This is a genomic window from Paracoccus saliphilus (assembly GCF_028553805.1).
Lineage (GTDB): Bacteria > Pseudomonadota > Alphaproteobacteria > Rhodobacterales > Rhodobacteraceae > Paracoccus > Paracoccus saliphilus.
The window spans coordinates 2,760,910-2,776,395 of record NZ_CP067140.1; the positions used below are offsets into that span (position 1 = coordinate 2,760,910).

Here is a 15,486-nt window from a genome sequence, read left to right on the forward strand (position 1 = left end):
AAATATCCCCGGGGGGTGCGGGGGGCAGGCAGCCCCCCGCATTTGTTTCACGTCATCAGTGCGCCTGAGCCGCACCGGCGCCTTTCGGCACGCGGATCGACTCGACCAGTTCCTGCACTTCTTCCGGCGGTTCCTGCGTCGCGTTCGACACAAAGTAACCGACGGCGAAGTTGATCATCGCACCCACGGCACCGAAGCTTGTCGATTTGATCGACAACAGCAGCGGATCGGCATCCGTGAAGCTGTTGGTGTCGGGGATGAAGAACCAGCCCTTGTGCAGGAAGATATAGATGACCGTGGTCAACAGACCCGCGAGCATCCCTGCAATCGCGCCCTGGGAGTTCATCCGCTTCGAGAAGATCCCCATCAGGATCGCCGGGAACAGCGATGCACCCGCAATCCCGAAGGCCAGCGCCACGGTCTGCGCCGCAAAGCCGGGTGGGTTGAGCCCCAGCCATGTCGCCGCGGCAATGGCGACCAGCATCGAGATCCTCGCCGCCATCAGCTCGTTCTTCTCGCTGATATTGGGATTGATCATCGATTTGATCAGGTCATGCGACACGGCAGAGGAAATCGCCATCAGCAGCCCTGCAGCGGTTGAAAGCGCCGCTGCAAGCCCACCGGCGACCACGAGGGCGATCACCCAACCCGGCAGTCCCGCAATCTCGGGATTGGCCAGGACCATGATGTCGCGGTCCACCTTGACGGCCTCGTTCTTCTCTTCGTCGGCCCAGTACTCGATGCGGCCATCGCCGTTCTTGTCCTCGAAGGCCAGAAGCCCGGTGCGCTCCCAGTTCTGGACCCAGTGCGGCATCTCTTCGATGGCGATCGCGTCCTCCTGCGGACCATTGGGCCACATCGTATCGACGAAGTTCAGCCGCGCCATGGCCCCCACCGCCGGAGCAGTCAGGTACAGAAGCGCGATGAACACCAGCGCCCAGCCAGCCGAGGTCCGCGCATCGGCCACGCGCGGCACGGTGAAGAAGCGCACGATCACATGCGGCAGACCGGCGGTGCCGATCATCAGCGACAGGGTGAACAGGAAGATGTTCAGCGTGCTGTCCGTCTGTGCCGTGTAGCTGGAGAAACCGAGCTCCTGGATCACCGTGTCCAGCTTGTCCAGAAGCGGCACGCCCTCGGCAGCCGTATTGCTGAACAGGCCAAGCGCCGGGATCGGGTTGCCGGTGATGGTCAGCGAGATGAAGATCGCCGGGATGGTATAGGCGACGATCAACACCACATATTGCGCAACCTGCGTATAGGTGATGCCCTTCATGCCTCCGAGGACCGCGTAAATCGCGACGATGATCGCGCCGACCAGCAGGCCCATCTCGTATGACATGTTCAGGAAGCCCGAGAAGGCCACGCCGACGCCCTTCATCTGCCCGATCACATAGGTGACCGAGGCGACGATCAGGCAGACCACCGCGATCAGGCGGGCGGTCTGGCTGTAATAGCGGTCGCCGATGAATTCCGGCACGGTGAACTTGCCGAACTTGCGCAGGTAAGGCGCGAGCAGCATCGCCAACAGCACATAGCCGCCAGTCCAGCCCATCAGATAGGCCGAAGTGTCGTAGCCGCCAAACGAGATGATCCCCGCCATCGAGATGAAAGATGCCGCCGACATCCAGTCGGCGCCGGTCGCCATGCCGTTCAGAACCGGATGCACGCCCCGGCCGGCGGCGTAGAATTCGCTGGTCGAACCGGCGCGCGCCCAGAAGGCGATACCGACATAGAGCGCGAAGGTCAGCCCCACGACGATGAGGTTAAGGGTGAATTGTTCCATGACTTATTCCTCCACCCCGTGCTCGCGGTCCAGTTTGTTCATCCGCCAGGCATAGGCGAAGATCAGGATCACGAAGGTGATGATCGAGCCCTGCTGCGCGAACCAGAAACCGAGATCGGTTCCGCCAACGCTGATGCCGGACAGCAGCGGGCGGAACAGGATGGCGCAGCCATAGGACACAAAGGCCCATATGGCGATGCATATCCAGATCGTGCGGATATTCGCACGCCAGTATGCGTTAGATGCTTGTTTATCACTCATGTCCTTCGGTCCTCCCCTGTTCAGACATGTCCCTCTTTTCCGCCCTTGGTGATCGGCGCCCCGGTTACCCGGCGGAAAGGCCGGGGCGCGATGGCGGGGCCGCTATCAGCCCCGGTTCATCCGGTTCTCGATCAAGTCATCCACGACTTCCGGCTCTGCCAGGGTCGAGGTGTCGCCGAGACTGCCATAGTCATTCTCGGCGATCTTGCGCAGAATGCGACGCATGATCTTGCCCGAACGGGTCTTGGGCATGCCGGGAGCCCATTGGATCAGGTCGGGCTTGGCGATCGGGCCGATCTCGTTGCGAACCCATTTCTCCAGCTCGGAGCGCAATTCCTCGGACGGCTCGACACCGTTCATCAGCGTGACATAGGCATAGATGCCCTGCCCCTTGACGGGATGCGGGTAACCGACCACCGCCGCCTCGGCGACCTTCTCATGGGCGACCAGCGCCGATTCGACCTCGGCAGTACCCATCCGATGGCCCGAGACGTTGATGACGTCATCCACCCGCCCGGTGATCCAGTAATAGCCGTCCTCGTCCCGGCGGCAGCCGTCGCCGGTAAAGTAATAGCCCGGATATTGCTGGAAATAGGTCTCTTCAAAGCGCTTGTGATCGCCCCAGACCGTGCGCATCTGCCCCGGCCAACTATCGGCGATGCAGAGAACGCCCTCGGCAGGGTTGCCCTCCACCGGTTTGGCGCTTTCAGGCTCGAGAATAGCAGGCTGGATGCCGAAGAACGGCACCGTGGCCGATCCCGGCTTGGTTTCCGTCGCGCCGGGCATGGGGGTGATCAGGTGGCCGCCCGTCTCGGTCTGCCACCATGTATCGACGATCGGGCATTTGCCCTTGCCGACATGGGTATCGTACCAGTTCCAGGCCTCGGGATTGATCGGCTCGCCGACCGTGCCGAGAATGCGCAGGCTGGACAGATCGTGCTTCTCGACGAATTCCGGCCCCTTGCCCATCAGCGCCCGGATGGCGGTCGGCGCGGTGTAGAACTGGTTAACCTTGTGCTTGGCGCAGACCTCCCAGAAACGGCCGGCGTCGGGCCATGTCGGCACCCCCTCGAACATCAGCGTGGTCGCGCCATTGGCCAGTGGGCCATAGACGATATAGCTGTGCCCGGTGACCCATCCGACATCCGCCGTGCACCAGTAGATGTCGCCTTCCTGATAGTCGAAGGTGTATTGATGCGTCATCGCCGCAAAGACCAGGTAGCCCCCGGTCGAATGCACGACACCCTTCGGCTTGCCGGTCGAGCCCGAGGTATACAGGACGAACAGCGGATCCTCGGCATTCATCGCCTCGGGCGCGCATTCCGTCGCGGCCTCGGCCATCAGTGCCTTGACGTCGATATCGCGGCCCTCGGTCCATGTGGTCTGGTCGCCGGTATGCTTGACGACAAGACAACGCACCTTGTCCGAACAGCTCAGCAGCGCCTGATCCGCATTGGATTTCAGCGCGGTCTTGCGGCCCCCCCGCGGTGCCCCATCGGCAGTGATCAGGATTTGCGCGCCGGAATCGTTGATCCGATTGGCCAGCGCATCCGGAGAAAATCCCGCGAAGACGATGGAATGGATCGCCCCGATCCGCGCGCAGGCCAGCATCGCATAGGCTGCCTCGGGGATCATCGGCAGGTAGATCACCACCCGGTCGCCCTTTTTCACGCCCTGATCGCGCAACACATTCGCCATCCGGTTCACCTTCTCGGAAAGCTGCGCATAGGTGATATGCTGCGCCGGATCCTTGGGATCGTCGGGCTCGAAGATGATCGCGGTCTGATCGGCGCGCTTGGGCAGATGCCGGTCGATGCAATTCGCTGCGACATTCAACTCGCCATCCTCGAACCACTTGATGCTGACATTGCCAAAGGTAAAGTCAGTATTCTTGACCTTCGTATAGGGCTTGATCCAGTCCAGCCGCTTGCCCTCGCGGCCCCAGAATGCCTCGGGGTCCTGGATCGATTCGGCATATAGCCGGTCGTAATCCGCCGGTTTCACATGGGCATTCTCGAAACCCGCCGGGATCGCGTGTTTGCCAATATTTTCAGAACTCATGAGTCCCCTCCTCGCAGCCGTAACAAAACCCGCCGCATCGCCAAGAGCGTCCATTCGGACGGTATCGATCAGCGATGCGAGCCATGTTAACAGACAGCTATATATCATGTTAAGTTGTTTTTATATAAGAAAAATTATGTAAATTTATTCACACAGAAATGGAGAATTTTGTAAAATATTCACAAACCCGTCAGAGGCAGGACAGACATGCCTTCTTTTCTGAAACTGTCTCGGAAAGGACTGCCCCGGCTCGAGATGGCAGCCGGCAACAGAGCACGGCGCCTAGCCATCGCGGAACGCAATCACGAATGCCTTGCCTGATGAAAATCTAGAACGGCACGTCCTGATCATTGCCTGCGGGCGTCACATAGGCGGCCTTGATCGTCTTGAACCCCGCCGCGAATTGCACGGTCAGCGTATCCTCGGCGATGCCCATGATCTGACCCTCGCCGAACTTGGCATGGCTGACCTTGTCCCCGACGCTGAAATGCGCAGCAGCCTCGGCATCGATGGTCACGGGCGCGCGCCGCGCCACTGGCGCCTTGCGCTCTGCCGCCCGCGCCTGCATCCGCTTCCATCCCGGCGAGTTATAGACATCCGCCTGCGCCGCCCGGTCATGCATATCGGTTCCGGGATTCGCCCCGGCAAAGGCCATTGCAGCCCCGTACCCGCCGCCATACAGCCCCGGCGGCGTCAGGACTTCGATATAGTCTTCGGGTAGTTCATCAATGAATCTTGACGGCATAGAGCTTTGCCATTGCCCGTATAACCGCCGGTTCCCGGCAAAGCTGATCACCGCCAGACGCTCAGCCCGGGTAATGCCGACATAGGCCAGCCGTCGCTCTTCCTCGAGGCCCTTGGTGCCGTTCTCGTCCATGGCGCGCTGGTTCGGGAACAGCCCATCCTCCCATCCCGGCAGGAAAACCACAGGGAATTCCAACCCCTTGGCACCGTGCAGGGTCATGATGCTGACCTCTTCCCCCGCCTCGCCATTGTCGCGATCCATGACCAGCGAAACATGCTCCAAGAAGCCCTGAAGATTGTCGAATTCCTCCAGCGCCTTGACCAGTTCCTTGAGGTTGTCAAGCCGCCCCGGCGCATCCGGCGATTTGTCGTTTTGCCACATGACGGTATAGCCGGACTCGTCCAGTATCCGCTCGGCCAGTTCGACATGGCTGGCCTCGGCATCCAGCGCATCGGCGCGCCAACGCCCATGCGACGCCACGAAATCGCGCAGATTGGCCAGCCCCTTGCCACCCAGTTGCCCCTCCTCCACCGCGATCCGCGCGCCTTCCAGCAGTGGCACCCCATGCTGCCGCGCCACGGCCTGGATCGTTTTCAGTGCCTTGTCGCCCACCCCCCGCTTGGGCGTATTCACGATCCGCTCGAAAGCCAGATCGTCGGAAGGGCTAACAACCAGCCGGAAATAGGCCATCGCATCGCGAATCTCGGCCCGTTCGTAAAAGCGCGGCCCGCCGATGACGCGATAGGGCAAGCCGATAGTCATGAATCGGTCCTCGAAAGCCCGCATCTGATGGCTGGCACGCACCAGTATCGCGACATCATCCAGGCTGACTGCGTCCATCCCGGCGCGGTGCCCGCCCTGGAATGCCTCGATCTCCTCGCCAATCCAGCGCGCCTCGGCCTCGCTGTCCCAATGCCCGATCAGGCGGACCTTCTCGCCCGCCTCCGACTCGGTCCAGAGCGTCTTGCCAAGCCGTCCGCTATTGGCAGCGATCAGCCCCGATGCCGCCGACAGGATCTGCGGGGTCGAACGATAGTTCTGCTCCAGCCGCACCACCTGCGCGCCGGGGAAATCCTGCTCGAAACGCAGGATATTGCCCACCTCGGCACCGCGCCAGCCATAGATCGACTGGTCGTCATCGCCTACGCAGCAGATATTGCGATGCGCCTGCGCCAGCAGCCGCAACCACATGTATTGCGCGACATTGGTATCCTGATACTCGTCCACCAGAATATAGCGGAACCGTTCCTGCCAGCTTTTCAGCACATCGGGATACGCTTGGAACAGCGTTACGCAATGCATCAGCAGATCGCCGAAATCGACGGCGTTCAGCGACAAAAGCCGGTCCTGATAGGCCGCGTAAAGCTGCCCGCCCCAACCATCGAATGCCGCCTTCTCGCCCCTTGGCAGATTGGCCGGGGACAGGCAGCGGTTCTTCCAACCATCAATCAGATGCGCCAATTGCCGGGCCGGCCAGCGCTTTTCATCCAGGTTCTCGGCCTGGATCAGTTGTTTCAGAAGCCGGATCTGATCGTCGGTATCAAGGATGGTGAAGGCAGGTTTCAGATGCAGCTCGCCATTGCCGATCAGTTCCGCGTGCCGGCGCAGGATCTTGACGCAGATCGAATGGAAGGTGCCCAGCCACGGCATCCCCTCGACCGTCTCGCCCAACAGCGCGGTGATCCGGTTTTTCATCTCGCGCGCGGCCTTGTTGGTGAATGTGACGGCCAGAATTTGCCCCGGCCGCGCCTTTCCCAGCATCAGCAGATGCGCGATGCGCGTGGTCAGCGCCCGGGTCTTGCCGGTCCCCGCCCCGGCCAGCATCAGCACCGGCCCCTCCAAAGTCTCGACGGCGGCGCGTTGAGCCGGGTTCAGACCTTCAAGATAGGGCGCGGGCCGCGCGGCAAGGGCACGTTGCGACAGCGGGACGGTATCGGAATCATCAATCGGCTCCATAGCGGCAACATAACCGCGACCGCGCCACAAGGAAAGTCGATGTTCATTATTTGTTCATCCTAAACGAAAGAATGCCGCCTTGTCCTAATCTCACTTCTTCTTTGTCCAAATACCTCGGGGTCCGGGGCGGAGCCCCGGCTATCGCGGGACGCAATATGAACCCTCTCCGGCCAAACCGTCCTACTCCTCACGCAGCAGGATCAGTTCCGCCGTGACGCAAACGGGATTACGGCCCGGCTCCAGCCGCCCCGAGGCCCGGATCCCATCGATCCCGACAATATCGATGGCGATATCCGTCGCGCTCTCCGTCGCCCGCCCGTCGGAGATCAGGAATTCGCTCGCATGGATGTCCAGAACGGCGCCATCGGCAAAACGGGCCGTATTCAGGCTGCCTATTCCCTCGACCCGAGCGCCGGACCAGCCCAATTCTTTCACTGCATCCGCCACCCCGGCACAAAGATCGACATGCGGTGCGATCCGCAAAAGCGCGGCATCCGCTTTCCCGGCAATCCCGCCTGTCGGCTTGAAAAGAGTAAAGGCAGTCTCGCTATCCTCCTCTGCCCTGAAACGCGCATCAGGAAACAGCAGAACCTCGGCCTGAACCGGGCGAGTCAACCGCGAGGCATCCAGCAACAGGTGCCCCATCGTCTCGCCCCAAAGCCCATGGCAATGCCCGAACATCCGGCCTTCGCGCCAGCCCCAGACAATCCCCGCCCGATGGATCGGCGCATCCGGCAAGTCGCGGGGCGCGGAATACCATGCGCCATGCACACCGTCCGTCGCTCGGTCAGGCAGCACGAAACGCAGATCGCCCCGTGCATCGGCGAATGTGATCCAGGCGCTGTCGACGCCTTCCAGAGCCTCGGCAATGACGGCCTCCAGAGGCTTTCCCGCTGCCAGAGTGACGGATCGGCGCTCGACCCGGCTTCGCGCCAATATCAGGCGCGGCCCATCTGCTGGGCCGGGATGGCGCAAGGTTTCAGCCATTTCCGGCCTCGTTATCGCGGCGGATCAATTCCTCGCGGACCAGCTTCTTGGTGATCTTGCCATAGCCAGATTTCGGCAACGCCTCCCAGAACAGGAACCTTTTGGGCAGCTTGTAGCGGGCGATCTTCGGCCCCAGCCACGCCTCCATGTCGGGTTGCGCATCGCCGCGCGCCACGCAGATCGCCACGCCGACCTCGCCCCATTTCGGGTCCGGCATGCCGAGCACGGCGCATTCCGCGACATCGGGATGCAGCAGCAATTTCTCTTCGATCTCGCGCGGATGGATATTCGAGCCACCCGAGATGAACATGTCGCTTTCGCGCCCGGTCAGATAGAAAAAGCCGCGCTCGTCCATATGGCCCAGATCGCCGGTGCGGAACCAGCCGTTGCGGAAGCTCTTGGCATTGGCCTCGGGGTTGTTCCAGTAGCCCGCGAAAACCGCGCCGCCGGTGATGCAAAGCTCGCCCGTCTCGCCGGGGGGCAAGGGATTGCCCGCCTCGTCCTGGATCTCGATCTGGATGCCGGTGCGGGGGTAGCCGCATGATCCCTCCAGCACCCAACCCTCGCCGGTTTCATGCAGGTGCGCGGGCAGAACGGTGATGCAGCCCGTCACCTCTCCCAATCCGAAATACTGCACCAATACGGGACCGAGCTTTTCCAGCGCCCGGATCTGGTCGGCGCGATACATCGGCGCACCGGCATAGATGACATGGCGCAGGCTGGAATGATCGAACCGGTCGACCGCCGGATCTTCGGTCAGCAGCTTCACGATGGTCGGCACGGTGAACATGTTCGAGACGCGGTGCGTTTCAACCAGCCGCCAAATCTCGGCGGGATCGAAGCCTTTTTCCGGCAGGATCGTGACCGCCCCTCGCGCCACCTGCAGCATCTGGTGGATGCCCGCCCCGTGGCTGAGCGGCGCGACGACCAGCGAGGCGTCCTGCTCGGTCGTGCCGGGGATCAGGTCGGCAAGGTGGTTGGCGATGACAAAGCCCATCTGCCCATGGGTCAGCACCGCCGCCTTGGGCTTGCCGGTCGAGCCGGAGGTAAAGAACAGCCAGGCCGGGTTGTCGCGCTCTACATCCGTGGCGCGCAGCGGGGCATTATCCTGAGCGGCCAAGGCCTCGTCGATATCGGGGCCGAAATCGGCCTGCCCGATGACCAGCACCGGCAAACCCATATCGGCGTGATCGGGATAATCCGCATGGCAGATCAGCAGCTTTGGCTGCGCCAGCTCCACCATCCAACGCAGATCGTCCGGCGCGCCGCGGAAATTCGCGGGCACCCAGATGGCACCCAGTTTCAGGCAGGCCCAGAGACTTTCCCACATCTGGTTGTTGTTCGGCGATTGCACCAGCACCCGGTCGCCCTTGCCCACACCCTGCGCCGCCAGCAGCCGGGCCATCGCGTCCACGCGGGCGCGCATCTGTGACCAGCTCCAGCGTTGCTCGCCCCAGATCATCGCCGGATGGTCAGGCAGGCGTCGGGCAGTCTGGTCCAGCAGGTGGCCAAGGTTCATCGTCCGGGTGGAACAGGGCAGGTTCATTTCACCCTCTCAAGGATCGAGACGTAATTGGCGACCGCAGCCCCGCCCATGTTGAAGACCCCCGCCAGCGCGGCATCCGGGATCTGCATCGCCCCGGCCTCGTCAGCCAGTTGCATCGCGGCCATGACATGCTGTGAAACGCCGGTGGCACCGATGGGGTGACCGCGCGATTTCAACCCGCCCGAGGGATTCACCGGCAACCTGCCGCCGCGCGCGGTGACGCCCTCGGCAATGATGCGCCCGCCCTGCCCACGCTCGGCCAGTCCCATCGCCTCGTATTCCAATAATTCGGCGACGGTGAAGCAATCATGCGTTTCGACCAGCGACAGGTCGTCCAGCGACACGCCCGCCTGCGCCAACCCCTGCGCCCATGCCCGCCTTGCCCCGGCAAATTCAAGCGGATCGCGGCGGGACAGTGGCAGATAGTCATTGGCCTGACGCTGCGCACGGAATGCGATGGCACGCGGGGCGTCCGCGGCAATATCGGGATGCGCGATCACCAGCGCCGCCGCCCCGTCCGAGACCAGCGAGCAGTCGGTGCGCCTCAGCGGTCCTGCCGCGATGGGGTTCTTGTCACTGACGGTATTGCAGAAATCGAAGCCGAAATCCTTCTGCATGTGCGCATAGGGGTTCAGCGCGCCATTGGCGTGGTTCTTGGCCGCAATCATCGCAAGCTCGCGCGAAGCATCTCCGTAGCGCTGGAAATAGCTGTTGGCGATGCCCCCGAAGACGCCCGCGAAACCGCCCGGCGTATCGCCCTCCTCGCTGCGATAAGATGCACCGAGCAGGATATCCCCGATCTCGGCGCCCGGCGTAGCGGTCATCTTCTCGGCCCCGATCACCAGCGCCACGCGCCCCCGCCCCGATCCGATGAAATCCAGTGCCGCCGTGATCGCCGCCGAGCCGGTGGCGCAGGCATTCTCCAGCCGCACGGCGGGCGTATGCGCCAGCCCATCGGCGCCAAGCGCGACCAGCGCCGCCTCGAACCCCTGTTTCTGGAAACCGCCGTTGAAGACGCCGACGAAAATCCCCTCGACCTGATCGGCGGACATGGCGGCGTGATCCAGCGCGGCGCTGGTGACCTCGGCCATCAGCGCCTCGACATCCGGGGCCTCGGATTTGCCGAAACGGCTATGGGCCCATCCGATGATCTGCCCTTCGGGCGCGGACGACAGATTGCTGTGATCGGTCATGTATTCCTCCGTTGCCGCGGCAGGGAACGTTCCCCTGCGTGACGGTTTTTCGCTGCGCGACATATTGTGCCGCTCGGCCAATTCCGTAAAGATGCCCCGAAATTCGATCGGGAGGAATTACGATGTTCACGAAAATGGCCCTTGGGCTGACAACCGCGCTTGCCCTGTGCCTGCCCGCCAGCGCCGAATCGCTGCGCCTGTCGCATAATACCGGCGACACGACGACATGGCAGCAAGGCGCCGACAAATTCGCAGAGCTTCTGGCCGCAGAAACCGGCGACGAATACGAGGTCCGGGTCTTTCCGAATGCCCAGCTTTCGGGTGGCGACCAGATGAAACAGGCCGAGATGACCGGGCGCGGCGCCATCGACCTGGTGCTGACCTCGGCCATCAACGTCACCCCGCTGGCGCCGGAAATGGCCGCCTTCTCGCTGCCCTATCTGTATGCCGATTACGACGCGGTGGACCGCACCACGGCGGGCAAGGCCGGCGACAAGATGGAAGAGATCATGGCAGGCCACGGCATCCGCATCCTCGCATGGGGCGAGAACGGGTTCCGCGAGGTGACCAATTCCAAGCATCCGATCAAATCGCCCGAGGACATGAACGGCCTCAAGATGCGCGTCGCGGGCCCGATGTATATCGACGTGATGAACGATCTGGGCGCCAACCCGCAGCAGATGCAATGGACCGAGACCTTCCCGGCGCTGCAGCAAGGTGTCGTGGACGGGCAGGAGAACCCCATCGGCGCGGTGATCATCCCCCAGCGCGTCTACGAGGTGCAGAAATATATCACGCCATGGCATTACAGCTATGACCCGCTGTTCCTCGGCATCTCGAAAGAGAAATGGGATGGCCTCGACGACGAGACCAGGGCGCAGTTCCAGAAGGCCGCCGACGAGGCGATGGCCTACCAGATCGAGATCAGCCGCGAAGCCACCGCCGAAGGGCTGGAATTCCTGAAGGAGCAGGGCATGGAAGTCTATGAACCCACGCCCGAGGATCTGGCGGCCTTCAAGGAGGCGACACAGCCCAGCTTCGACAAATGGTCCGAGCAGATCGGCGCCGATATCGTCAAGCTGTTCACCGACGAAGCAAGCGCGCAGTAAATGCGCCTGCTGCTGGATCAGTTCGAGAAACTCGTCTGCGCGGTGCTGCTCTTGCTGATGACGCTGCTTGGCTTTGCCAATGTCGTCGTCCGCTACGGCACCAACCAGTCGCTGGCCGCGACCGAGGAATTGCTGACCGGCGGCTTCGTGCTGCTGACGGTCTTCGGTGCGGCCATCGCCGCGCGGCGGGGCGAGCACCTGGCTGTCGAACTGGTCACCAACATGCTGCCCGCCCCCTTGCGGCGGGCGGTTATCGTCATTGCCACCCTGCTGTCGGTGCTGCTGCTGGCCGCCTCGGTCTGGTTTTGCTGGCAGTTATTGCTCAACCAGATGGGCAACGGCATGCGCAGCTATGCGCTTGGCCTGCCGCTCTGGTGGTATTCCGCCGGCCTGCCCTTCGGCTTTGCGCTGGTGCTGATCCGCTATGTCCAGGCAGCACTGAAAGGTCCGGCACGCAATGATTGATATCGGCGCGGGCAGCATGATGGTCGGGCTGTTCTTCCTGTTCCTGATCCTGCGGGTCCCGGTCGCCTTCGCGCTCGGCCTGTCAGCCCTGGCGGCGATGTGGCAGCTTGGCTTCGGCCTCGATCTGGTCGGAGATCTGCTGAGTGCCAGCATCGGGAAATTCTCGCTGCTGGCGATCCCCTTCTTCATCCTCGCCGGTAACCTGATGGGCAAGCTGGGCATTGCCGACCGGATGATCCGTTTTTTCCGGGTTCTGGTCGGAGGGCTGCCGGGCGGCATGGGGCTTGTCGGCACGGTGGTTTGCCTGTTCTGGGGCGCGGTCAGCGGCTCCGGCCCCGCCTCGGTCGCCGCCATCGGCCCGATGATCATCAAATCCATGGAAGACGACGGCTATTCCCGGGCCTTCGCGGCCGGGCTGGTCAGCACCGGCGCGGCCATGTCCATCGTCATCCCACCCTCGATCGGGCTGGTCATCTATGGCGTTCTGGCCGAAACCTCGATCGCCGACCTGTTCATCGCCGCGATCATCCCCGGCCTCGTCTGTGGCGCGCTGATGCTCTGCGCCCTGCCTTTCGGCCGGGTCAAGAACGCGACGGCCACGAAGGCACTGAGCCCGAATCCCTATCCCGGCCTGTCCTATGGCGCGGCGCTATGGCGCAGCTTCATGGACAGTTTCTGGGGGCTGATGACCCCGGTGGTGATCCTGGGCGGCATCTATTCCGGCATCTTCACCCCGACCGAGGCCGCCATCGTCGCCTCGGTCTATGCGTTGGCGGTCGGCGGGCTGGCCTATCGCACGTTGAACATTCGCGGCCTCTATGAATGCCTTGCCGACAGCGCGGCAGGATCTTCGGTGGTGATGCTGGTTGTCGCCTATGCCGGGCTGTTCGGTTGGGTGGTCACCGTGGATGACCTGATCGGGCAGTATTCCGGCGCGCTTCTGGGATTGTCGCAGAACCAATGGGTGATCCTCGCGGTGATCATGCTGGTGGTGCTGGTCGCGGGCATGTTCATGGATGCGGTGACGATCATGTTCATCTGCCTGCCGATCTTCCTGCCGGTGATGCGAGAGCTGCAATGGGATCCGATCTGGTTCGGCGTGCTGATCATGGTCAACCTCGCCATCGGCCTGATCACCCCGCCGGTCGGGATCAATCTTTACGTGGCCGCCAATATCACCCGCCTACCGCTGGAGAAAGTTGCCCGCGGCGCGCTGCCATTCCTGCTGACCAGCGTGATCGGCCTGGCCATCATCGCGGCTTTCCCGGGACTGACGCAGGTGCTACTGCCCTAGAGGTCCTGCATCGCCCCGGCAGCGATCTCGAAACTGCGCAGCCTCGCGGCGTGATCATGGATCTGACCGGTGAGGATCACCTCGTCAGGTTCATGCGTCTCGATCAGCGCGGCAAGCTGATCGCGCACCTGCTCGCGGTTTCCGACAGCGGTGATCCGCAGGGCCTGATCGACCATGCGCCGCATCTGCGGGGTGATCTCGGCATCGAGATCGCGGGTCGGGCGAGGCAGCTTGCCGGGCATCCCGGTGCGAAGCCGCGCAAAGGCCAGTTGCATCGTCGTGCGCAGGTAATGCGCATCGTCTGAATCATCTGCGGCAAAGACATTGATCGCCAGCATCGCCCTTGGCTTCTCATTCCAGCGAGACGGGCGGAAACGATCGCGATAGACAGCCAGTGCCTGCTCCAGATCGCCTGGGGCGAAATGGCTGGCGAAGGCATAGGGCAGCCCCAGATGCGCGGCCAGTTGCGCCCCGAACAAGCTGCTGCCCAGGATCCAGACCGGAACCTCCGTGCCTTCCCCGGGCAGCGCCCGCACCGTCGCGCCGGGACGTTCTGGCCCGAAGTAATCCAGAAGCTCCACCACGTCCTGCGGAAAACTGTCGGCCATCGGATCACGCCTCAGCGCCCGTATCACCGCGCCATCACCGCCCGGAGCCCGCCCCAGCCCCAGATCGATCCGGTCGGGAAAGGCCGTCGCCAGCGTGCCGAAAGCCTCGGCCACGGTCAGCGGCGCGTGATTGGGCAGCATGATCCCGCCCGCCCCTACGCGCATCCGTTCGGTCGCCTGTGCCACCAGCGATATCAGCACCGCCGTCGCGGCGCTGGCGATACCGGGCATGTTGTGATGCTCGGCCATCCAGTAGCGGGAATAGCCCCAGCCCTCGGCATGCCGGGCAAGGTCGATCGTGTTGGAAATGGCATCCGCCGCGGTAAAGCCCTCGGGCACCGGCGACAGATCAAGAAGGGAGTAAGGAATGCTGCTCATATGCCGCAGTTATGCAGCCCGGCATCAAATGCAATAGCTGCATTTGCATATTCTGCAATCCACCCCTTTCTTCTTCAGGAAGATATCCTCGGGGGTGAATTGCGCGTCAGCGCAAGAGGGGGCGCGAGCGCCCCCTTTCATCCCCAAACATCATCCCATCTTGCGCAGATAGGTCCAAGTCGGCACCCGGGCATTGCGCGCCACCGACCAGCTCTCGGCATCGCCAAGATAGACAAAGCCGCTATTGGTCAGCACCCGCGCCGAACCGGGATTATCCTGGAACGCCTCGGCGAACAGGGTCCGCGAACCATGTGGATTCGCCGCGACCAGCGCCTCGACCGCCTCGGTCGCGAAGCCGGTATTCCAGAAGCCCGCACCGATCCAGAAACCCAGCTCGGACTGGTTTCCCTCCATCCGGGTCAGCGACACCACACCCAAAAGCTCGTCCAGGCGATTGGCCGAGCCGTCGATGGCCCAAACATCCTCGGTCCTGTCAGGGGAAAGGGCACGGGCGACGAAGCCCTCGGATGCGCCGGGCGGCAAGGGATGCGGGATCGCCCGCGTGCCCTCGGCCACGCGGCGATCAGCCGTATAGTGCGAAATCATCCCAGTGTCGGACGGGCGCAGCGGACGCAGCACGAAACGATCAGTTTCGATGACTGGCTGATCCAGCACTGCAGCATCAAGAATATTCAGATCATCCAAACGCGTTCCCTCCCGCATCGGTGCAGTCATCATCATTTTTCCTCCCCCGGAAAAAAGCTTGGGGGACCGGCTTTCGCCGATCCCCCCTCTAACATCGGAATGTTACCTTTGGGTTACTCGGCGGCCACCTGGGTCGCTGGAATTACCGAAATGAAGGTGCGCCCCTTGAGACCCTTCTTGAAGGTCACCTGGCCATCGGTCAGCGCGAACAGGGTATGATCCTTGCCCATGCCAACATTATCGCCCGGCCACCACTTGGTGCCGCGCTGACGCACGATGATGTTGCCGGCGGTCGCAACCTGCCCGCCATAGAGTTTCACGCCAAGACGGCGACCGGCCGAATCGCGACCGTTGCGGGACGAACCGCCTGCTTTCTTATGTGCCATGGGTCA

The 15,486-nt window shown here is 62.7% G+C and carries 13 protein-coding genes; 3 read left to right on the forward strand and 10 right to left on the reverse strand.

The window, feature by feature from the left end:
* Positions 1-55 precede the first annotated feature (55 nt).
* From JHX88_RS13285 to JHX88_RS13315, 7 genes are all read right to left on the reverse strand, one after another.
* Positions 56-1,786: a sodium:solute symporter family protein gene (locus JHX88_RS13285; RefSeq protein WP_076523373.1), complete on the reverse strand. Its 1,731-nt coding sequence runs from the start codon at positions 1,784-1,786 to the stop codon at positions 56-58.
* Positions 1,787-1,789: 3 nt separating this feature from the next.
* Positions 1,790-2,047, reverse strand: a complete 258-nt coding sequence (locus JHX88_RS13290) for a DUF4212 domain-containing protein (RefSeq protein WP_076523375.1) — start codon at positions 2,045-2,047, stop codon at positions 1,790-1,792.
* Positions 2,048-2,152: 105 nt separating this feature from the next.
* Positions 2,153-4,108, reverse strand: coding sequence for an acetate--CoA ligase (acs, locus tag JHX88_RS13295; protein WP_076523377.1), 1,956 nt, complete (start codon positions 4,106-4,108; stop codon positions 2,153-2,155).
* A gap of 328 nt (positions 4,109-4,436) precedes the next feature.
* Positions 4,437-6,809, reverse strand: coding sequence for an ATP-dependent helicase (locus tag JHX88_RS13300; RefSeq protein WP_076523793.1), 2,373 nt, complete (start codon positions 6,807-6,809; stop codon positions 4,437-4,439).
* A 180-nt stretch (positions 6,810-6,989) separates the two neighbouring features.
* Entirely contained in the window at positions 6,990-7,796 is an 807-nt protein-coding gene (locus tag JHX88_RS13305; protein WP_076523379.1) for a hypothetical protein, read from the reverse strand.
* Entirely contained in the window at positions 7,789-9,342 is a 1,554-nt protein-coding gene (locus JHX88_RS13310; RefSeq protein WP_076523381.1) for an acyl-CoA synthetase, read from the reverse strand. Before JHX88_RS13310 ends, JHX88_RS13305 begins: the two co-directional genes overlap by 8 nt.
* On the reverse strand, positions 9,339-10,535 hold the full coding sequence (locus JHX88_RS13315; protein ID WP_076523383.1) for an acetyl-CoA acetyltransferase: 1,197 nt from the start codon (positions 10,533-10,535) through the stop codon (positions 9,339-9,341). The genes JHX88_RS13310 and JHX88_RS13315 overlap by 4 nt, the downstream gene beginning before the upstream one ends.
* A gap of 122 nt (positions 10,536-10,657) precedes the next feature.
* Here JHX88_RS13315 and JHX88_RS13320 point away from each other — a divergent pair, with 122 nt between their 5' ends.
* The 3 genes from JHX88_RS13320 to JHX88_RS13330 are packed head-to-tail and all read left to right on the forward strand — an operon-like array spanning position 10,658 to position 13,403.
* On the forward strand, positions 10,658-11,644 hold the full coding sequence (locus JHX88_RS13320) for a DctP family TRAP transporter solute-binding subunit (RefSeq protein WP_076523385.1): 987 nt from the start codon (positions 10,658-10,660) through the stop codon (positions 11,642-11,644).
* A complete protein-coding gene (locus JHX88_RS13325; protein WP_076523387.1) occupies positions 11,645-12,109 on the forward strand; it encodes a TRAP transporter small permease in 465 nt (154 codons plus the stop codon).
* The gene (locus tag JHX88_RS13330; RefSeq protein ID WP_076523389.1) at positions 12,102-13,403 is read left to right on the forward strand and encodes a TRAP transporter large permease; all 1,302 of its coding nucleotides are present in this window, start codon (positions 12,102-12,104) and stop codon (positions 13,401-13,403) included. The genes JHX88_RS13325 and JHX88_RS13330 overlap by 8 nt, the downstream gene beginning before the upstream one ends.
* Here the strand turns inward: JHX88_RS13330 and JHX88_RS13335 are convergent.
* The 3 genes from JHX88_RS13335 to rpmA all read right to left on the reverse strand — a co-directional run bounded on the left by JHX88_RS13335 (position 13,400) and on the right by rpmA (position 15,480).
* A complete protein-coding gene (locus JHX88_RS13335; protein WP_419182339.1) occupies positions 13,400-14,389 on the reverse strand; it encodes an LLM class flavin-dependent oxidoreductase in 990 nt (329 codons plus the stop codon). The two genes, JHX88_RS13330 and JHX88_RS13335, sit on opposite strands and share 4 nt — an antisense overlap.
* A gap of 150 nt (positions 14,390-14,539) precedes the next feature.
* Positions 14,540-15,124 (reverse strand): GNAT family N-acetyltransferase, encoded by a 585-nt coding sequence (locus tag JHX88_RS13340; RefSeq protein WP_272848274.1) that lies wholly within the window; start codon positions 15,122-15,124, stop codon positions 14,540-14,542.
* An 83-nt stretch (positions 15,125-15,207) separates the two neighbouring features.
* Complete coding sequence (gene rpmA / locus JHX88_RS13345; protein ID WP_076523391.1) at positions 15,208-15,480, reverse strand: 50S ribosomal protein L27; 273 nt, start codon at positions 15,478-15,480, stop codon at positions 15,208-15,210.
* Between the last annotated feature and the right edge of the window lie 6 nt (positions 15,481-15,486).